The sequence below is a fragment of the Hymenobacter wooponensis genome (genome assembly GCF_004745865.1).
Lineage (GTDB): Bacteria > Bacteroidota > Bacteroidia > Cytophagales > Hymenobacteraceae > Hymenobacter > Hymenobacter wooponensis.
Map to the genome: position 1 here is coordinate 550,127 of NZ_SRKZ01000003.1, position 19,578 is coordinate 569,704.

Genomic DNA, 19,578 nt, shown 5'->3' on the forward strand with positions numbered 1-19,578 from the left:
GGGCAACTATCCTACACGTCTCCTACAACTTCCACCGCTCGTTCTGTTACCTATGACTTCATCCTCTTTCAGCCGCCGTAGTTTCCTTCTAACTCTGGGCACTGGCCTAGCGGGCACTGCCGTACTGGCGGCCTGCGCCCGTACTGGCCTAGGCTCCTCCAATGCCTCCTACTTGGTATATGTAGGCTCCTACGGTCCGGCTGATCAGGAGAATATCGTGCTGTATCGTCTCACGCCCGCCACCGGTGCCCTCACGCGGGTACTGGGGGCTAAGGGCGGCGCCGCACCGTCCTTTCTAACGGTTGACACGCAGCACCGCTTCCTCTACGCCGTGAATGAGGTGGACAATTACCAGGGCACCCCCAACGGCGGAGTTAGTGCCTTTGCTATCGACCGGAAAACGGGGGGGCTCACCCTGCTCAACCAGCAGGCTTCGGGCGGCACCATTCCCTGCTACATCAGCCTTGATAAGCAGAACCGACACGCGCTGGTAGCTAACTACGGCAACGGCACCGTGGCGGCCCTGCCCATTGGCCCCGATGGGCAGCTACGCCCCGCCTCTTCCATTGACCAGCACCAGGGCCACGGCCCGCACAAAAACCAGACGAACGCCCGCGGCCACTGCCTCCTACCCGACCCCGCCGGCAAGCACTTTTTTGCCGTTGATTTGGGCAACGATACCGTGTACGGCTACACCCTCGATGCTAGTGGCAAGTTGCTAGGCCAGTCGGGGCCTGCGTTTAAGGCCAAGCCGGGTGCGGGGCCGCGCATTCTCACCTTCCACCCTACCAAGCCGCTGGCCTTCCTTATCAACGAGCTCGACTCCACGATGACGTCTCTGGCCTACGATGCCAGCCGGGGCACGCTCACCGAAATCCAGACCCTGACTACCCTGCCCGCGAGCTTCACCGAGTGGAATGCCTGCGCCGATGTGCACGTGTCGCCGAACGGCAAATTCCTCTACGGCTCCAACCGCGGACACAATAGCTTGGTGGTGTACGCCATCGACCAGAACAGCGGCCGCCTGAGCTTTGTGGAGCACGTGATGCTGCCCGGCAAAACACCCCGCAGCTTCACCTTTGACCCCACCGGCCGCACCGTGCTGGTGGCGCACCAGCAGTCTAACACCATCGTCACGTACTTCGCCGATGCCAACACCGGCCGCCTCACGCCCACCGGTACCAGCGTGGAGCTGCCGGCCCCCGTGTGCCTGCAAGTGTACCCCGATTTTCTGCGCAGCTAGGCCAGGTAGCCCCAACCAACTGTACCGCGAAAATCTGTTTCGTGACGAGCAAAGCTAGTATTCGCTCAGAATTGTAGGCTTACCTATCGTTCAGGCGGGGCGCCTCCCCAGGCCCCCTCTCTTCGGGAGAGGAAGCACCGGATGGTTCCTTAATAGCTTAGACTGGTTAGGCGCTGAAACGGATCTTAGCGGTACAAAATGCCACCTTTCCACGAGCATAAGAAGTGGTCTGGCGTGATTCTAGGCCACACTGCGCTGCTTCTGCTACATTCGCTGCAGAATTTCACCCGCTATTTATGCGCCGCATCTCCCCTATTGTTCTCTCAGGCCTATTGCTGAGCCTGACTTCCTTTGGCTGCTCCCAAAACTCCCCCGAAACCACCCACCAGCCTGCCCCTGCCCCCACTGGCCCGCCGGCCATTCCTGTAGAATCAGCGGGCACGGCTGCCCAAAGCCCCGGCCGCTTCCCCGAAACATTTGAAAATGCTCAAAAAGGGGCTTACGCTACCGGCGACGAGAACTTAACTTCTGGCTCCTGGCACTTTGAGGACGCCCTGATTGGCTCTTCCGACCAAGACCACAAGAATGGTCATCAGGCAGCGCGCCTGCGCGACCAAGGCCGGCTGCGCATGAACTTCGATGCGCCGCGGGGCGTGCAGGTCATTAAAATAACCAGCGCCGCGTATGGCACTGACCCCGCCAGCACTTGGGAGCTGTGGGGTAGCCTTGATGGCGGCCGCACGTACCGCCGTATCGGGCAGCCCGTGAAAGCCCAGGGCCCCCGGCTGGTTGTGACCACCTTTCAGGGCGGGGCAGCGGCTCCGATGCGCCTGGAAATCCGGAAAACGAATGGTGGTAAGGGTCGGCTCAACATTGATGACATTATCCTGACGGGAGCCAATGGCACGGCCGTTATGGGTGGCTCAGTAGCAGGGGCGCCTTCCTCTACTACTCCGGCTAGCAGCCCGGCTCCGGCTTCTTCCAGCCTGCCGCCGGCCACCACGGCGCGGGCTACAGCCGTCGTTTCGGGCCGCGATGACAACATGGCCCTGGGCAACCCCAGCGGAGCCACCTCCGATGTTAACACCCCTACTAACTACTTGCTGGTAAAGCCCCAGTTTACCATTGGCTACAATGCCCAACGAGGCACGCCCACCTGGGTGAGCTGGCACCTCAACCGGTCCTGGATGGGCTCGGCCCCGCGCCAAGACGATTTCCGGCCCGACCCGGCTCTACCGCGCCAGTTTTACCAGGTTACGCCCCGCAGCTACCAGGGCTCAGGCTTCGACCGGGGCCACAACTGCCCCTCCGCCGACCGCACCACCGACCTCGACGACAACTCGGCTACCTTCTTGATGACCAACATGATTCCGCAGGCCGGCAACAACAACCAGCGTACCTGGAGTGGCCTAGAGGAATGGACGCGCACCCAGGTAAAGCAAGGCCAGGAGGTGTACGTACTGATGGGTAGCTACGGCAAAGGCGGCACCGGCCAGAACGGCCGCGTTACGAGCATCGACCAGGGCCGCGTGACGGTGCCGGCCCGCGTGTGGAAGGTGCTGGTAATTCTGCCCAAAGGCTCCAACGACCTGCAGCGCATTGCCGCCAGCCAAGCCCGCATCATAGCGGTAGATACGCCCAACGACCAATCCGTTAGCCCCGAGTGGAGCCGGTACCGCGTCAGCATCGATGCCATTGAAGCCGCCACTGGCCTAGACTTGCTCAGCAAGCTCCCCCTACCCGTGCAAGACAAGCTTGAAGCGCAAGTAGACGCTGGCCCAGTAAGCTAGCCTAGGCTGCTTACCCTTTCGATTATCGGGCAGGATCTAGGTGCGTAGCCCCATCCCAGTTACGTGTGCCCGTTATGCTAAGCTGGTTGAGGCACCTCCTTGTGCCTGTAGCTACTCCGGCGACATCAGCTCGCGGCCTCTACCAGCTCAACATGATCTTCTTTTACTCCTGAACAGCCTTAGCTTCTCACTGAACTTCCGCTGTACCTTGCCGTAAAACCTCCAGGCCGAATAGCTGAACCTGAGCCATTTCGCCTTCTTTTCCCGACTTTTTTGCCGCGCCCCCACCGCGCTTGTCCTACCTCTTAAAAATCCCACCCATCTTGTCCTTTGTCAGGCCTAGATGGGTGTTTTTTTGCCTACCCGACTTCGCTGACAGCCTTTTCTATGCTGACATATTCTCCTGATTCCGATTTGGTACATCCCCGCCGCACGTACCGGGTAGCGGTAGCCGCGGCCTTTTTTCTGCAGGGCCTGTGCTTTTCCACTTGGGCGGCCCGCATCCCAACGGTGCAGCAGCAGCTAGGCCTCTCCGATACGGAGCTGGGTGGCGTGCTGCTGGCCGTACCCTTTGGCTCGTTGGTTTCGCTGCCCCTCTCGGGCTGGCTGGTAGCCCGCCACGGCAGCCGTCTGCTCACGGTGCTAGGCCTGTTTCTGTACGCAGCTTTCCTGCCCTTGCTAGGCTTAGCCAATTCTACTCCGCTTTTACTAGTAGCACTGGTGGTATTTGGCTTGGCCAGCAACATGGCTAACATCAGCATCAACACCCAGGCCGTAGGCGTGGAGGCCGTGTATGGTAAGTCGATAATGGCGAGCTTCCATGGGCTTTGGAGCCTGGCGGGTTTCGCGGGGGCGGCTATCGGCACGTTCATGATTTCGCACAACGTGTCGCCCCTTCATCACTTCCTGCTGATTGCGGGCGTGGTAATTGGAGGTGTGTTGCTAGTACGCCCCTACCTGCTGCCCTCCGATGCCCCCCGCGAAGCCGACGCGCCTATTTTCGTACTTCCCGACAAGTCTCTGATGCTGCTAGGCCTGTTGGCGTTTTGCTCCCTGCTCTGCGAAGGCACTATGTTCGACTGGAGTGGAGTTTACTTTGGCAAAGTACTACACGCCGATAAGGACCTGGTGGGCGTGGGGTTTGCGGCATTCATGAGCACCATGGCCGCCGGGCGCTTCATAGCCGACTGGTTCACTGACCGTTTCGGCCGCCAGCGCACGCTCATGCTAAGTGGGCTGCTGGAGGCCCTGGGCTTGGCCATGGCAGTAGTTTTCCCGAGCGTAATTCCGGCCACTATTGGCTTTATGTTGGTGGGGTTGGGCGTATCATCGGTGGTGCCGCTGGTGTACGGGGCAGCGGGCCGCTCCAAAACAATGTCGCCGGGCGTAGCGCTGGCGGCTGTTTCTACGGTGGGGTTTGCGGGCTTCCTGCTGGGCCCGCCCCTGATTGGCCTCGTGGCTGGCATTACAAGTCTGCGCGTTTCTTTTTCGCTGATTGCCGTGATGGGCCTGGCCGTGGCCGCCTTGGCGCGGCGTGCCGGCGTAGAGTAGCAGCACACTCTATATAGCCGCTGCCCTATCTTATCCGTATTTTTGCGGCTACACCCTTCCTGCCTCGCTTATGCCCGTTGCTCCCTCCGACAATATTTACACCCCGCGTCAGCAGTACGTATTGCTGATTGTGTGTTTGGTGGCGCTGGCTACGCTCATTCTGCTTGGGCTGGGCAGTTACATCACGGCTTTCCTGGGCGCGGGTATTCTATTCGTGGTGTTCCGCCCCTGGTTTAAAGCCCTGGTACACCGTCGCGGCTGGAACCGCCAGGCAGTAACCCTTGGGCTACTGGCATTTGCCTTTGTGGTCATTATCCTGCCCTTCTCGGCGCTAAGCCTAATGTTGGTTGACCGTATCCGGCACTACGGCCAGGATACCAGCCAGATTATGACCGTGCTGCACACTATTGAGCAGAAAACCGGCTACCGGTTTACCACCGAGCAAAACGTGCGCTCATTGCTTCAGCAAAGTGTAAGCTGGATCAGCCAACGGCTGCCATCCTTGGCTAGTGGGCTACTGCATTTTGCCGTTGTAATCGGCCTAATGCTGTTCACCCTGTACTTCATGTTTACCCAGGAAAACGATTTTCTGCGGGGGCTGCGCCGCTACTTGCCCTTCCGCAACAATACCCTGCATGAGTTAGGTGAGTCGCTGAAAAACACCGTGAATGCCAATGTGCTGGGTCAGGCGCTGATTTCGCTGGTGCAGGCTACGCTTACTGGCCTAGCCCTGTGGATTTTCCAAGTTCCCGATGCGCTTTTCTGGGGCGTAGTGGCCTTTTTTATGGCTTTCATCCCGGTGCTCGGCACACCTTTGGTGTGGGGCCCGGCGGCCATTCTCAAGCTCACTCAGGGCCACACGGGCCAGGGCATCGGCATTCTGCTGGTGGGGTTGATAGCCATTATGAACATCGATAACCTACTGCGCATTGTGCTGGCCAGGCGCATGGGCAATATTCATCCGCTCATTACGCTGGCCGGCGTGGTGCTCGGCGTCGAGATATTCGGTATCCTAGGCCTGGTTCTGGGCCCCCTGCTACTCTCCTACTTCATTGTGCTGATGCAGGTATTCGAGCGCGAAAACCGGCTTCGCCCTAAGCTCAGAGGCAGCAAGATTGATAACATCCCCCACGTAGAGCCCGACGCTAACGAGGGCCCCGCTGATCCACAGTAACATAGCCCAGCAAACAACAAAGGCGCAGGACAAGTCCTGCGCCTTTGTTGTTTGAAATTGGGTGAGACGAGTGGCCTAGGTCTCCGTCAGCACGGTTTTGAAACCTGCGAGCTTGCCATCTTCCGTTTTGCCCAGGGCCAGCACCGGTACCTGCGGACCGCTGCCGAAGCGGTACACCTGCACGTCTTCCAGCTCTTGCTTCAGGTACATTTGCAGGGCCTTGAAACGGTTGGCCAGGGCCGGGTCGCCAAGCACGCCTTTGTCGGCGGTATGGTTGCGCAAGAAGTACGTCAGCTCTTGCTTTTCTACTTTCGCGTCCGTGGGCTGTCCGGCCAGTTTAGCTAGTGCTTCATCGTTCATGCTGCTTGGCGCGGGAAAGCTCACGGCCTCCAGCGGCGCATCCGACTCGCTCATGAAGTACAGTCCTTTGGTGAGCTGCTGCAACTGGCCTAGGGAGCTATCCTGCGCTGGAGCGGCCGCGGCGGCTGGGTTGTTAGTTTCCTCCGTTTCGCGGCTGCCTTTGGTGTCCAGCGGAGCCACGGCCCCACCATCGGCACCGGGCACTTGGGCACCGATGGCCGCGGCCAGCTCCTTCATGCGCGCTTCGGCCACCTTGATTTTAGGGTTGGCGAAGTTCATGTCCGACACGTTGTTCATCGGAATCAGGTGGATGTGGGCGTGGGGCACCTCTAGGCCTATCACGGCCACGCCAATGCGCCGGCAGGTCACGGCCGCCTTTACGCCTTTGGCCACACGCTGCGCAAAATGATGCAGCGCCGCTAGCTCGGCGGGGGGCAAATCAAAAATGTAGTCTACTTCCTTTTTTGGAATAACCAGGGTGTGACCTTCCACTAACGGCGTGATATCCAGAAAGGCTAAGTGATGCTCGTCTTCGGCCACTTTATAGGCGGGCAGCTCGCCGGAAACTATGCGGGAGAAGATAGATGGCATAGGGTGAAGTGGTGATTTAGTGAGTTAGTGAGTTCATAGGGCCACAATGTGGCCTCGGCTAGTAGCCACGCGCTCCAAAGTACGAGGCAAAACGCAAAAGGGCGAAGCCGGTGGCTTCGCCCTTTTGCGTTTTGGGATTCAGCGGAACAGTGAACTCACTAGTTCACTAATTCACCATTACCGGCTGATTTCCAGAATTTCAAACTGCAGCTTCCCGGCGGGCACCGTGATTTCGGCCGTGTCGCCGGCTGACTTGCCCAGCAGGCCCTTCCCAATCGGCGACTTTACCGAGATTTTGCCTGCGGCCAGGTTAGCTTCTTCTTCCGCCACCAACGTGTAGTCGAGAACCATGTTGTTCTTCAGGTTCTTGAGCTTCACCTTGCTCATAATGAGCACCTTGGTGAGGTCCAGGTTAGATTCGTCGAGGATGCGGGCGTTGCCCACAATTTCTTCGAGTTTGGAAATTTTGAGTTCGAGCAACCCTTGGGCTTCCTTGGCCGCGTCGTACTCCGCATTTTCGCTCAGGTCGCCTTTGTCGCGAGCTTCGCGCAAATCGTCAGCTGCTTTAGCCCGACCGCGGATTTTCAGGTCCTGCAGCTCATCCTTCAGCTTCTGAAGACCTTCCGGAGTATAGTAGTTGATAGTAGACATGGTGGGGTGATGGTAAGCTCAAAAAACAAGGAGAACGGCCAGCATGGCTGGCCGTTCTCCCCGAACAGGTTTAGGCAAATATACGAAATATGGTTGGATTTGTCTAGTGCTAGCTAGGCCTACCTAACGTGGGTGCAGCTCATTTTTGCGGCTTTTCAGGAAGAATACAGTATTTCATTCCTCCTGCTCTTCCTCCGGGCTCGGCGCATAAATTACGCCTGCCTCCAGCAAGTAACCTCCTGAGCAGCGGGCACCTGCCCCTGCGCTAGATCAAGGCTAGGCCACTCTGCTAGTCACGCACTACAGTGCCCGTGATGTAGCCAAACGGGGCGTCGGTGGCTACAAAGATTTCGTTTTTGTTCTCCAGCCCAAACTGCTCCAGGTTGAACGGAATATGGTGCTTGTTGGGCATCACCAGGCTAACTTCCTTCACCACGTCGTTATCCAACAGAATCTGCTCACCGATAGCATAGAGCGTGTGCTGCACCGACAAGCTCTTATGCGCAGAGAAGGTGTGCAGCAAGGAGGTGCGTATTTGTTGGTACAGCGCCTCAAAGTCCAGCGCGGTGGCGGTGTACTCCCAGCTCGCTTCGCACTGCGTAGCCAGAATGCGGTCAGAAGTTTCCTTTAGCACCGTGTATTCATCCTTGATAAAGTTCTCGAAGCCGGAGTCGGTGGTTTTGAGCAGCAGCAAGTCTTTAAGCCCCGACACTACTACCGGGCCCGCCGCATCTTGCGTGACTACAGTTGTGCGCTTTTCAGTGGTGCCGCCCGTGAAGGAATGGGTGTGCGGCTGTCCATCAAAGCTCATGCGCTGCCAGCTGTGCTCCTCAATAGCTACGCGCGCCTTGCTGATCTGGGGGTTGCGGGTTACGAAGTAGTGCGCCAGGTACAGCCCAAACTCCTCAATGGTGCCCGTGAAGTGCTCCTTCGCCAGCACGTACACCGTATTTTTCTGGGTATCCGTGGGCAGAATTTGGGAGTTGTCGCCGAGCGTATGCGCCGTATCAAAGTCACCGGATAGCTGCACGCTCACCGACACTTGCCGAAACTCATGATGGTCAGCATGCCGGATGATTTTGGATAGATTTACCGCGTTTTTGCCGTATGCATTGATTCCTAATTTCATACTATTCAGCTTGCTTCTTTGTGAAAGATGTTGAATTTGGAGGAAAATACCGGCGGCAAATGCTCTATTTAGCGATAAAAAGTAAGAATATCATAATTAGCAAAAGCAGCTATGATGGCTTGCTTCTGGTGCAGGATGGCCGCATTGCCGACGTGGTGCCCGCCGATACAGGCGTAGCGTGTTTAGTACTAGATGTCGGTGACCGGGCCGTGCTACCGGGCGTAATTGACCCGCACGTACACATCAATGAGCCTGGCCGCACGGAATGGGAAGGCTTCGATACAGCTACTCGCGCGGCGCTGTCGGGAGGTATTACCACGCTAGTGGACATGCCCTTAAACTCAGCGCCCGTCACGACTACCGTGGCTAACTTCGAGCAGAAACTGCGGGCTACGGAAGGCCAGCTGCATACCAACTGCGGATTCTGGGGCGGTATCATTCCTGGCAATACCAGCGAGATAGAAGGCCTGATTGCTCGCGGGGTGTTAGGCTTCAAAGCCTTCCTGACTCATTCCGGTATTGATGATTTCCCGAATGCCACCGAGGCCGATTTGCGCCAGGCTATGCCCATTCTGGCCCGCCACGGCCTGCCCCTGTTGGTGCACTGCGAGCTGACCACCGATAACGACACCTGGAAGCAGCATGACCCGAGCTCCTATGCCAACTACTTAGCCTCGAGGCCCAAAAGATGGGAAGACGAGGCCGTGGCCCTCATGATTCGGCTATGCGAGGAAACGGGCTGCCGCACCCACATCGTGCACTTATCGTCGGCCGATTCTCTCCCGCAGATTACCGCAGCCAAGCAGCGGGGGCTGCCGCTTACAGTTGAAACCGGGCAGCACTATCTGCACTTTGCCGCCGAAGATATTGCCGACGGCCAAACCCAGTTTAAGTGCGCTCCGCCCATTCGGGAGCGGGCCAACAATGAGCAGCTCTGGAAGGCCCTGCAAGCCGGCATCATAGACTTTGTAGCCACCGACCACTCCCCCGCCCCACCACACCTCAAGCAAATCGAAACCGGCGACTTCACCACCGCTTGGGGCGGCATTGCCTCACTGCAACTCGCCCTACCCGCCCTCTGGACGGCCGCTCAGCGCCGCGGCGCTACCCTCCCCGACCTTGTACGCTGGCTGAGCACCAACCCGGCCCACCTCATCGGGCTAGGCCACCGCAAGGGCAAAATCGAGAAGGGCTACGACGCCGATCTGCTAGTGCTGGACGCGGATAACACCTTCCGCGTAACGGAGAGTGGCCTACACCACCGCCATAAAGTGTCGCCGTACGTGGGGCTGGAGCTGCGGGGTGTGGTGGAGCAAACCTTTCTGGCCGGCCAACTTGTGTACCAGCGCCCGGAGTTTCTCAAGCTTAATCAAGGCCAACTTTTAACCCGCTAACTGGGTGGAACACTACACGACGCGCGCCGCCAACATCATGCGGCGCATTGAAGAACTAGCAGCTATCAGCGAAAACTCCGACGGTGTTACGCGCACCTTCGGCACGCCGGCCTTTTTGACGGGCAGCTCCCTAGTACGCTCCTGGATGGAAAACAGTAGCCTAGAAACCCGCATCGACAACATAGGCAACGTACGGGGCCGGCTGGTGAGCCGCAACCCCGCCGCCAAAACCTTCGTGTTGGCCTCCCACATTGATACGGTGGTGAATGCCGGTAAATACGATGGTCCGCTGGGCGTACTGTTGGGCCTGGATATGCTGGAGCAATTGATGGCACAGCAAGCGGAGCTACCATTTCATGTGGAGCTGATTGCCTTCAGCGATGAGGAAGGTGTGCGCTTCCACACCACCTACCTGGGCAGCAAAGTAGTAGCCGGCGCCTTCGACGCGGGCCTACTGGCGAAGCAAGATGCCAACGGCCTCACCCTAGCTGACGCCATCAGTATAATGGGCGGCCACCTAGGCCACCTCGCCGCCGATGCTATTCCGGCCGCCGACTGGCTGGGCTACTTTGAAGTGCACATTGAGCAGGGACCGGTGCTGTGGGAGCGCCACATTCCGGTGGCCCTGGTCACGGCCATTGCCGGGCAGCAGCGCGTGGAGCTAACCTGGCGCGGGATGGCAGGCCACGCCGGCACGGTGCCCATGGGCATGCGCCACGATGCGTTGGCGGGCGCCGCCGAGTTTGTACTAGTAGTGGAGGAGTTTGGGCGGAAGCACCAACAAGAGCTAGTAGCCACCGTGGGCAAGCTCGACGTGCGCCATGCGGCCAGCAATGTTATTCCCGGCGAAGTAGTCTGCAGTCTGGACCTGCGCAGCGCCGACGCGGCCCGCCTGCAAGTGGCCTACGAGGAACTGCGCGCCCTAACGGAAGCCATAGCTGCCCGCCGCGGCCTGGAGCTGCACTGGAACCAAATTCAGTACACGCCCCCTGTTGCCTGCGATGCGGGAATGAATACCTTGCTCGCCCAGGCCATTACTGACTCGGGGCATGAAGTGGTGGCGTTGGTCAGCGGCGCGGGCCACGATGCCGTACCTATTTCGGCCGTGGCACCTGCTACCATGCTGTTTGTGCGGTGCTTTGAGGGTATTAGTCATAACCCGCTGGAACGGGTAGAGCTGGCTGATCTGGCCGCCACATTGCCAGTAACTGACCGGTTTCTTTCGTTACTTATCGCTTCGCACTAACCTGTCATTCCGACCAGCGTGAGGAATCTGAGGAGTGGCCTAGTAGCTAACCTAGATTCCTCGCTCCGCTCGGAATGACAACTTCATCTTCACCCCCTCTCCCTCCATGGAAATATCCGCCCTCACCCGCTCCGTTGTCAAGCGCAACCACGCCATCATTGCCCCCGATGGTTACATCAACAGCAACGTGCCGGGCTGGACGAACTGCACCGTCAACGTCATCATTAATGAGCAGATGGGTGCTCGTTTGTGCCAGACCATCATTACTATGCGGCAAGATGGGCGTTTGGAAGGCCAGACCCTGGCATCGCAGGTTTTCTTTTATGTAGTGGAGGGCACAGTGCACGCTACGGTGGGCGGGGAAGCCCGGACGCTGAGCACCGGCCAGTTCGTCTACATACCTATCAGACAGGCCTACGTGTTTGAGCAAGCCACCGAAGGCACGCAGCTGCTGACTTTTCATAAGGTGTACGAGCCGCTGGTGAGCTACGAGACGCCCAGCATCCTGTTCGGGGAGAAAGACGACAGCAAGGCTCCCATTTATATGAATGATGAGGCATTACGGATTCAGGAGCTGCTCCCGAATGACCCGAGCTTTGACATGGCCGTGAACATTTTCACCTACAATCCCGGCGGACACCTGCCCATGGTGGAAACCCACATCATGGAACACGGCCTGCTCTATCTCCAAGGCCAGGCCATTTACATGCTAGATCAGGAGTGGTACCCGGTCAAGAAAGGTGATTCCATCTGGATGGCCCCCTACTGCCAGCAGTGGGCCACCACCATGGGCAAAGAGCCCTCCGTGTACATCTACTACAAGAATGTAAACCGCTTCCCAACTGTAGTATAGCCAACCAGCCAACTGATACCAGAACGGAGTAAAGACGCCACACTTGGCGTCTCGGCGTTGAACGACTGGCCTAGAATAGCTGGCTAAACAACATCACGACGCGCCGAGACGCAAAGTGTCGCGTCTCTACATTCTGCTTATATCAGCTTTTCAGAACTTTCCTCTCCCCGCCAATGACCCTAGCTGAACTCAACCGTCTTCCCCCCACTGGCCTAGCCGATGCCTTGCAGACATGCTGCGGGTCATCAGCTTGGGTGGAAGCCATGCGGGGTATTTTTCCGGTGGCTGATAGGGTAACGCTGCTGCAAAAGGCCACCATTATTTGGAACGACCTCTCCGAAGCCGACTGGCGCGAAGCCTTCACGCACCATCCTAAAATTGGTGATATCGCCTCTCTAAAAGAGAAGTTTGCCAGCACCAGTGCCTGGGCTGCCGGAGAGCAAGGAGCAGTGAAAGAAGCTCCACTGGAGGTGCTGGAAGCGCTGGCCGCTGGCAACGAGGCCTATGAGCAGAAATTCGGGTACATCTTCATTGTGTGTGCTACCGGCAAATCGGCGGAGGAAATGCTGGCGCTACTGCAAGCCCGCCTACCTAACCCGCCGCCGCAGGAAATCCTGATAGCCATGGCAGAGCAGGATAAAATCACCCGAATTCGCTTGGAAAAGCTTTTAGCCGCATGAGTCAGCTCACAACCCATATTCTGGATACCACGCAGGGCAAGCCCGCCACGGGCGTAGCCGTCACCCTCTACCGCCAACAAGCCCAAAGCTGGGCCGAACTGGCCTACGGCACCACCAACTCCGACGGCCGTATCAGCGACCTACTGCCGAAAGAGGAGATACTGCCTTTAGGTATCTATAAACTAAAGTTTCTCACCCAGCCGTACTTCGATCAGCAAGACGTCGTAACGTTCTATCCCTTTGTGGAAATTGTCTTTGCTATTAGTTCTTCCGAGCATTACCACGTGCCGCTGCTACTGAACCCGTTCGGGTACTCCACCTACCGCGGCTCATGAATTATAAACTAGAGCTACAGCTAGTTCCCTTCCTCAGTTGAGGAGGGGGTTAGGGGTGCTTGACCAGCGCGGCCGAACATCATCTAAAAACTAGCGCTTAGTTCTAATTATCGTTCTAGGCCAGTTCATCACCCCTAGTCCCTCCTTAACTGAGGAGGGGAACTAGTCTCTAGCTTTTTACCATATCCCCCTCTTTCCCACCATGAAGCTCAGCATCCAGGATACCGATAAAGCGCACCTCTTAGACCAGCTTGGCGAGGCCAACCGCCGCTTCCAGCAGACCTACCCCGGCGATAAGCCCGACCGCCAGCCCGTGCACACGGTGTACGGCGGCGCCAACCTGTTCAAGGCCGACACCTGCGTACGGATGGGCGACATTGCCCTCAACAACCTGCACACCTACGCCCCCAACTTTGTGGAGCTGGCGCGGGTGTTGCAGCTCAAGGGGCACGAGCATTTGCCCACGCTGGCTCAAGATATCAAGGCGCTGACAGCCCGGCTAGATACTATGTCGGCGGCGGAGCGCAAGCACGAGCACGCTTGGCTGGCCTACTCCGTGTACAATAAGATAGTGCGGAAGCTGCAGACGGAAGCTGTGGAGGATTTTCGCATCGACTTTGAGGATGGCTTCGGCAACCGGCCCGATGCGGAGGAAGATGCCACTGCCGTGCAGGCCGCTACTGAGCTGGCGCTAGGTATGCAAAAGGGCACGGTATCGCCGTTTATTGGTATTCGCATCAAGCCCTTCACGGAGGATATGAAGGCCCGCGGCATCCGCACGCTAGACATCTTCCTGACCACCCTGCTGGAGAAAACCGGTGGCAAACTACCCGACAACTTCGTGGTGATGCTACCCAAAGTGACCATTCCGGAGCAGATGACCACCATGGTGCGTTTCTTTGAACTGCTGGAGAAGGCCAATGGCCTAGAGCCCGGCACCCTGAAGATGGAGACCATGGTGGAGGCCACCCAGATTATTATGGACGATGAGGGCCGCAACCCCCTCATGCGCATCATCCGGGCCAGCGAAGGGCGGTGCGTAGCAGCCCACTTCGGCACCTACGACTATACCGCGTCGGCGGGAATCACGGCCAAGTACCAGACTATGGCGCACCCCGTCTGCGACTTCGCCCACCACATGACCAAAGTAGCCCTGGGCGGCACCGGCATTTTCGTCTCCGACGGCGCCACCAATGTAATGCCCATCGGCCCACACCGCGGCGAAAACCTATCCTACGAACAACTCCGGGAGAACCGCGAATCGGTGCACAATGCCTGGCGGCAGGGTTTCCACCATACCACGCACTCGCTCATCAATGGCCTATATCAGGGCTGGGACCTAAACCCCGCCCAATTGCCCATGCGCTACGCGGCCACATACACCTTCTTCCTCAGCAGCTACGACGACGCGGTCCACCGCCTGAAAACCTTCGTGGAGCGCGCCGCCATCTCCACCCTCACCGGCGACATTTTCGACGATGCCGCTACCGGCCAGGGCCTGCTCAACTTCTTCCTGAAAGCCCTGAACTGCGGAGCCATTACGGAAGAGGAAATCAAAGCCACTGGCCTCACCACCGCCGAAATTCACACTCGCTCCTTCTTCCGCATTCTGGAAGGCCGCCGCACCCAGAAGGCCTAGGCCACTTGCCTTGCAACCAGCCTATTCTTCTGGAAAGAGCCCGTCATGCTGAGCACAGCCGAAGCATCTCTACCGCTTGGTTGAATCGTTGCTAGGCCAGTAGCCAGTGGTAGAGATGCTTCGACAAGCTCAGCATGACGAGCGTATGCGGCAGTCGTCACGCAGTTTACCTATGTGTTTGCGCGGCTTCTACCTCGTTCTGACACTGTAAGCGCGAACTCAGCCGAAACTAGCTTAGACTAATCAAATCCAAGTATTTATCTTTTTAAACCTATAAATACTACTCGCTTAGAAATCGTAGAACTGGCCTAGTGTGGTATAAACGCTTGGTGGAGGAGAATATCTTGCTAATTCGGCTTAGTACGCCGAGTCGACTTCCTCTCCAACCACGACGCCACACTCCGATGACACCTGACAACCCGCAGGGCCTATACCGCCCCGAGTTCGAACATGATGCCTGTGGTACTGGGTTTATAGCCTACCTCAACGGCCGCAAGTCGCACCAGATTATTATCGATGCTCTCACCATGCTCGAAAACATGGAGCACCGCGGCGCCTGTGGCTGCGACTCCGATTCGGGCGACGGTGCCGGGCTGCTGCTGCAACTGCCCCACTGGTTTTTCCTAGAAGAGTGCACCGCCCTGAGCATCCGGCTGCCCGAGCCCGGCTACTACGGCGTGGGCATGCTGTTCCTACCCAAGGAGGCCGCCGCGCAAGCGGCTTGCCGGGCCGTAATTAAGGTCGCTGGCGACAAGCTAGGCCTCTCGGTACTGGGGTACCGCCCGGTGCCAGTGAATCCGGCCGGTATAGGGCCCACGGCGCTGGCGGCGGAACCCAGCATGGAACAGGTGTTTGTGGCTCGCCCTACTGGCCTAGCCACCGCCGAAGACTTCGAGCGGAAGCTCTACGTGCTGCGGCGCTACATCACCAAGCTGGTTCAGGAGCAAGTACCTGCGGCGGCTGAGGATTTTTACTTTACCTCCCTCTCCTGCAAAGTCATTGTATACAAGGGCCAGCTGACCACCTACCAGGTGCGCGGCTATTTCCCCGATCTGTCGGATGAGCGCGTGACCTCGGCGTTTGGGATGGTGCACTCGCGCTTTTCTACCAATACATTTCCGTCGTGGCGCCTGGCCCAGCCCTTCCGGCTGCTGGCCCACAACGGCGAAATCAACACGCTACGAGGCAACCTGAACTGGTTTTACGCCGGGGTGCGCAGCTACGTGTCGCCGTTCTTCTCGGCGGAGGAGATGGACATGCTGCTGCCGGTCATCGACAGCCACCAATCGGACTCGGCCTGCCTCGACAACATCGTGGAGATTCTGCTGCACTCGGGCCGCTCTCTGCCCCACGTAATGATGATGCTGGTGCCCGAGGCCTGGGACGGCAACACCCAGATGGACCCGCTGAAAAAGGCCTTCTACGAGTTCCACGCCACCTTCATGGCACCCTGGGACGGCCCCGCGGCTCTACTCTTCACCGATGGCCAAATGCTCGGGGCCATGCTCGACCGCAATGGCCTGCGCCCCTTACGCTACATTGTAACCAACGATGGCCGCGTGATGGTGGCTTCCGAAACCGGCGTGCTCACTATTCCCGATTCCATCGTGGAGAAAAAGGGCCGCCTGCAGCCCGGCAAAATGCTGCTCCTGGATACCGTGGCCGGCCAGATCATCACCGATGATGAGCTGAAGGCCCAGGCCGCCGCCCGGCAGCCCTACGGGCAGTGGCTCGATGAGTATCAGATTCGGCTGGAGGAGTTGCCCGAGCCCCGGCAGGTCTTCTCCGACCTCGCCGCGGATGCCGTGTTCAAGTACCATCAAGTATTCGGCTACACCCGCGAGGACATTGACACCCTAATTACGCCCATGGCGCTGGAGGGCAAGGAGCCCATCGGCTCGATGGGCGTAGATGTGCCTTTGGCCGTGCTATCTGACCAGCCCCAGCACCTGAGCAGCTACTTCAAGCAGTTCTTCGCACAGGTAACCAATCCGCCCATCGACCCCATCAGGGAGCGGCTGGTGATGAGCCTGGCTACGTTCATCGGCAACAACGGCAACATCCTCGACGAGGACAAAATGCACTGCCACTGCGTGGCCCTGCACCAGCCCATCCTCACCAACCACGAGCTGGAAAAGCTGCGGAGTATCGATACGGGCATGTTCAACGCCAAAACGCTGCTCTCCTACTTCAAAGCCGACGGCAAACCCGGCTCCCTGGCCGCAGGCCTCGACCGCCTGTGCCGCTATGCTGAAGATGCCGTGAATGATGGGTTTGAGGTGCTGATCTTGTCAGACCGTGGCCTAGACTCCAAGCACGCTCCTATTCCATCGTTGCTGGCCGTGTCGGCGGTGCATCACCACCTGATCCGGAAGGGTTACCGTGGGTCCGTGGGCCTGGTAGTAGAAGCCGGCGACGTATGGGAAGTGCACCATTTCGCCTGCTTACTGGCCTTTGGCGCCACAGCCATCAACCCCTACCTGGCCCTTTCCACAGTGCAGACCATGCACTCTGGCGGTCAGTTCAACACTGCGTATGACTACCCGCAACTCGCCAAAAACTACATTAAGGCGGTGTGTGATGGGTTGCTGAAGATCTTCTCAAAGATGGGCATCTCCACGCTGCAGTCGTACCACGGCGCGCAGGTGTTCGAGATTTTGGGCATCAACCAGGAGGTGGTAGACCAGTATTTCACTGGGGCCGTAACGCGCATAGGTGGCCTAGGGCTCGACGAAATTGCCCGCGAAACGCTGTATAAGCAGTTTCAGGGCTTTAAGAGCAGCACCCTGGAAGAGCAACAGCTTCTGCCGGAAGGAGGTGTGTACCAGTGGCGCCGCCGGGGGGAGGCGCACATGTTCAACCCCGAAACCGTGCACCTGCTCCAGCACGCCACCCGCACCGGCAACTATGAAGTGTACCAGCGCTACGCCAAGCTACTGAATGAGCAGCCAGAACGCCTGTTTACCCTACGCGGCCTGCTGGATTTTGCCCATCACCGCCCGGCTATTGCACTGGAAGACGTGGAGCCCGCCGAAAGCATCATGAAGCGGTTTGCTACCGGAGCAATGTCGTTTGGCTCTATTTCGCACGAAGCGCACAGCACCTTGGCCATTGCCATGAACCGCATCGGGGGTAAGAGCAACACCGGCGAGGGCGGCGAGGATCCCATGCGCTACGAGCAACTGCCCAACGGCGACTCTATGCGCTCGGCTATCAAGCAGATAGCCTCGGCCCGCTTCGGCGTCACGGCCCACTACCTCACTAACGCCGACGAGCTGCAAATCAAAATGGCCCAGGGCGCCAAGCCCGGCGAGGGTGGCCAGCTGCCCGGCCATAAGGTGGATGAGTGGATTGCGAAAGTGCGCCACGCCACGCCCGGCGTAGGCCTCATCTCACCCCCGCCCCACCACGATATCTATTCCATTGAAGACCTGGCCCAGCTCATCTTCGATCTAAAAAATGCCAACCGCGCCGCCCGCATCAACGTGAAGCTGGTGAGCAAGGCCGGCGTGGGCACCATTGCCGCCGGCGTAGCCAAAGCCCACGCCGACGTAATTCTGATTGCCGGTTACGACGGCGGCACGGGCGCCTCGCCCATGAGCTCCATCAAGCACGCGGGTCTTCCCTGGGAGCTAGGCCTGTCAGAAGCCCACCAGACGCTGGTGCGCAACCAGCTCCGTAGCCGCGTAGTGCTGCAGGCCGACGGCCAGATCAAAACCGGCCGCGACCTTGCCGTAGCAGCCCTGCTGGGCGCTGAGGAATGGGGAGTAGCCACGGCTGCCCTCATTGCGGGCGGCTGCATCCTGATGCGCAAGTGCCACCTGAACACCTGCCCCGTAGGTGTGGCTACTCAAGACCCCGAGCTGCGCAAGCTGTTCACGGGCCAGCCCGAGCACATCGTAAACCTGTTCCGTTTCCTAGCCGAGGAATTGCGCGAAATCATGGCCGAGCTGGGCTTCCGGACGGTCAATGAAATGGTAGGCCGCACCCAATTCCTGAAGGTACGCGAAGGCATTTCGCACTGGAAAGCACGCACCCTCGACCTTTCCGACCTGCTGCAGGCCGTAGCCAACCCCTCTAAAGGCACGCTTTATAACAGCGAGCAGCAGGACCACGGCCTGAACAATATTCTCGACTGGCAGCTGCTCCACCACGCCCAGCCTGCGCTGGATGAGCGCATTCCGGTGTTTGCCTCTTTTGAAGTGCACAACACCGACCGCACCATCGGCACGCTGCTCTCCAACGAAATAGCCAAGCGCTACCACGGCCCCGGCCTCCCCGACAATACCATCAACTACACGTTCCGAGGGTCGGCGGGCCAAAGCTTCGGCGCTTTCTGCGCTAAGGGGCTCTCGTTTGCACTGGAAGGCGAGGCCAACGACTACGTGGGCAAAGGTCTTTCCGGTGCCCAGTTGGCCATTTATCCAGCTCCCGAGGGTCATTTTGTACCGGAGCAGAACATTATCATTGGTAACGTGGCCCTTTACGGCGCTACTTCCGGTGAGCTGTTCGTGCGGGGGCAGGCCGGCGAGCGGTTTGCGGTGCGTAATTCCGGGGCTACGGCCGTGGTGGAAGGGGTGGGCGACCACGGCTGCGAGTACATGACCGGCGGCCGCGCCCTCATCCTAGGCAAAACCGGCCGCAACTTCGCCGCCGGCATGAGCGGCGGTATCGCCTGGGTCTACGACCCCGAGGGCACCTTCCGCGATAACTGCAACACCGAAATGGTGGAACTGGACCCACTCGACCTCGACGACGAAGCTCAGATTCAAACGCTCCTCCGCAAGCACCAACAACTTACTGGCAGCCAATTAGCTGCCTACCTGCTCGGCAACTGGCAAGAGGAAGCCGGCCGCTTCGTGAAGGTCTTCCCTTCCGAATACAAGAAGGTGTTGCAAGCAAGGCAATACGAGCCAGCCGAACGGTAGTGGCCTAGAATAAC

The 19,578-nt window shown here is 58.6% G+C and carries 14 protein-coding genes; 11 read left to right on the forward strand and 3 right to left on the reverse strand.

The window, feature by feature from the left end:
- The first annotated feature begins 52 nt into the window (after positions 1-52).
- The 4 genes from EU557_RS12650 (at position 53) to EU557_RS12665 (ending at position 5,758) form a co-directional block, all read left to right on the forward strand.
- The gene (locus EU557_RS12650) at positions 53-1,243 is read left to right on the forward strand and encodes a lactonase family protein (protein WP_167855189.1); all 1,191 of its coding nucleotides are present in this window, start codon (positions 53-55) and stop codon (positions 1,241-1,243) included.
- Positions 1,244-1,539: 296 nt separating this feature from the next.
- Positions 1,540-3,033, forward strand: coding sequence for a DNA/RNA non-specific endonuclease (locus EU557_RS25845; RefSeq protein WP_245326252.1), 1,494 nt, complete (start codon positions 1,540-1,542; stop codon positions 3,031-3,033).
- A gap of 387 nt (positions 3,034-3,420) precedes the next feature.
- Positions 3,421-4,584: an MFS transporter gene (locus tag EU557_RS12660; RefSeq protein WP_135530812.1), complete on the forward strand. Its 1,164-nt coding sequence runs from the start codon at positions 3,421-3,423 to the stop codon at positions 4,582-4,584.
- 70 nt (positions 4,585-4,654) lie between these two features.
- Positions 4,655-5,758 (forward strand): AI-2E family transporter, encoded by a 1,104-nt coding sequence (locus EU557_RS12665; RefSeq protein WP_135530813.1) that lies wholly within the window; start codon positions 4,655-4,657, stop codon positions 5,756-5,758.
- A 75-nt stretch (positions 5,759-5,833) separates the two neighbouring features.
- Here EU557_RS12665 and EU557_RS26040 read toward each other — a convergent pair whose 3' ends face one another.
- The 3 genes from EU557_RS26040 to pucL form a co-directional block, all read right to left on the reverse strand.
- Positions 5,834-6,709 carry a nuclease A inhibitor family protein gene (locus EU557_RS26040; RefSeq protein WP_135530814.1) on the reverse strand — a complete coding sequence of 292 codons (876 nt, stop codon included), beginning with the start codon at positions 6,707-6,709 and terminating at the stop codon, positions 5,834-5,836.
- 177 nt (positions 6,710-6,886) lie between these two features.
- Positions 6,887-7,360 (reverse strand): transcription elongation factor GreA, encoded by a 474-nt coding sequence (gene greA, locus EU557_RS12675; protein WP_135530815.1) that lies wholly within the window; start codon positions 7,358-7,360, stop codon positions 6,887-6,889.
- 289 nt (positions 7,361-7,649) lie between these two features.
- Positions 7,650-8,489 carry a factor-independent urate hydroxylase gene (gene pucL, locus EU557_RS12680; protein WP_135530816.1) on the reverse strand — a complete coding sequence of 280 codons (840 nt, stop codon included), beginning with the start codon at positions 8,487-8,489 and terminating at the stop codon, positions 7,650-7,652.
- A 59-nt stretch (positions 8,490-8,548) separates the two neighbouring features.
- Here pucL and allB point away from each other — a divergent pair, with 59 nt between their 5' ends.
- The 7 genes from allB (at position 8,549) to gltB (ending at position 19,564) form a co-directional block, all read left to right on the forward strand.
- Positions 8,549-9,883 carry an allantoinase AllB gene (gene allB, locus EU557_RS12685; RefSeq protein WP_135531030.1) on the forward strand — a complete coding sequence of 445 codons (1,335 nt, stop codon included), beginning with the start codon at positions 8,549-8,551 and terminating at the stop codon, positions 9,881-9,883.
- Between the two features lie 4 nt (positions 9,884-9,887).
- Positions 9,888-11,129: a Zn-dependent hydrolase gene (locus tag EU557_RS12690; RefSeq protein WP_245326253.1), complete on the forward strand. Its 1,242-nt coding sequence runs from the start codon at positions 9,888-9,890 to the stop codon at positions 11,127-11,129.
- 106 nt (positions 11,130-11,235) lie between these two features.
- On the forward strand, positions 11,236-11,982 hold the full coding sequence (gene allE, locus EU557_RS12695) for a (S)-ureidoglycine aminohydrolase (protein ID WP_135530817.1): 747 nt from the start codon (positions 11,236-11,238) through the stop codon (positions 11,980-11,982).
- A 173-nt stretch (positions 11,983-12,155) separates the two neighbouring features.
- On the forward strand, positions 12,156-12,662 hold the full coding sequence (gene uraD / locus EU557_RS12700; RefSeq protein WP_135530818.1) for a 2-oxo-4-hydroxy-4-carboxy-5-ureidoimidazoline decarboxylase: 507 nt from the start codon (positions 12,156-12,158) through the stop codon (positions 12,660-12,662).
- Positions 12,659-12,997, forward strand: a complete 339-nt coding sequence (gene uraH / locus EU557_RS12705) for a hydroxyisourate hydrolase (RefSeq protein WP_135530819.1) — start codon at positions 12,659-12,661, stop codon at positions 12,995-12,997. Before uraD ends, uraH begins: the two co-directional genes overlap by 4 nt.
- A gap of 202 nt (positions 12,998-13,199) precedes the next feature.
- Positions 13,200-14,636, forward strand: coding sequence for a DUF6986 family protein (locus EU557_RS12710; RefSeq protein ID WP_135530820.1), 1,437 nt, complete (start codon positions 13,200-13,202; stop codon positions 14,634-14,636).
- A 404-nt stretch (positions 14,637-15,040) separates the two neighbouring features.
- Positions 15,041-19,564 (forward strand): glutamate synthase large subunit, encoded by a 4,524-nt coding sequence (gltB, locus tag EU557_RS12715; RefSeq protein WP_135530821.1) that lies wholly within the window; start codon positions 15,041-15,043, stop codon positions 19,562-19,564.
- The last annotated feature ends 14 nt before the right edge of the window (positions 19,565-19,578 follow it).

Excerpts from the sequence above, each read along its gene's own strand:
- EU557_RS12650 (WP_167855189.1), top strand. The coding sequence starts at position 53 with ATGACTTCATCCTCTTTCAGCCGCCGTAGTTTCCTTCTAACTCTGGGC.
- EU557_RS25845 (WP_245326252.1), top strand. The coding sequence starts at position 1,540 with ATGCGCCGCATCTCCCCTATTGTTCTCTCAGGCCTATTGCTGAGCCTG.
- EU557_RS12660 (WP_135530812.1), top strand. The coding sequence starts at position 3,421 with ATGCTGACATATTCTCCTGATTCCGATTTGGTACATCCCCGCCGCACG.
- EU557_RS12665 (WP_135530813.1), top strand. The coding sequence starts at position 4,655 with ATGCCCGTTGCTCCCTCCGACAATATTTACACCCCGCGTCAGCAGTAC.
- EU557_RS26040 (WP_135530814.1), bottom strand. The coding sequence starts at position 6,709 with ATGCCATCTATCTTCTCCCGCATAGTTTCCGGCGAGCTGCCCGCCTAT.
- greA (WP_135530815.1), bottom strand. The coding sequence starts at position 7,360 with ATGTCTACTATCAACTACTATACTCCGGAAGGTCTTCAGAAGCTGAAG.
- pucL (WP_135530816.1), bottom strand. The coding sequence starts at position 8,489 with ATGAAATTAGGAATCAATGCATACGGCAAAAACGCGGTAAATCTATCC.
- allB (WP_135531030.1), top strand. The coding sequence starts at position 8,549 with ATGCTCTATTTAGCGATAAAAAGTAAGAATATCATAATTAGCAAAAGC.
- allE (WP_135530817.1), top strand. The coding sequence starts at position 11,236 with ATGGAAATATCCGCCCTCACCCGCTCCGTTGTCAAGCGCAACCACGCC.
- uraD (WP_135530818.1), top strand. The coding sequence starts at position 12,156 with ATGACCCTAGCTGAACTCAACCGTCTTCCCCCCACTGGCCTAGCCGAT.
- uraH (WP_135530819.1), top strand. The coding sequence starts at position 12,659 with ATGAGTCAGCTCACAACCCATATTCTGGATACCACGCAGGGCAAGCCC.
- EU557_RS12710 (WP_135530820.1), top strand. The coding sequence starts at position 13,200 with ATGAAGCTCAGCATCCAGGATACCGATAAAGCGCACCTCTTAGACCAG.
- gltB (WP_135530821.1), top strand. The coding sequence starts at position 15,041 with ATGACACCTGACAACCCGCAGGGCCTATACCGCCCCGAGTTCGAACAT.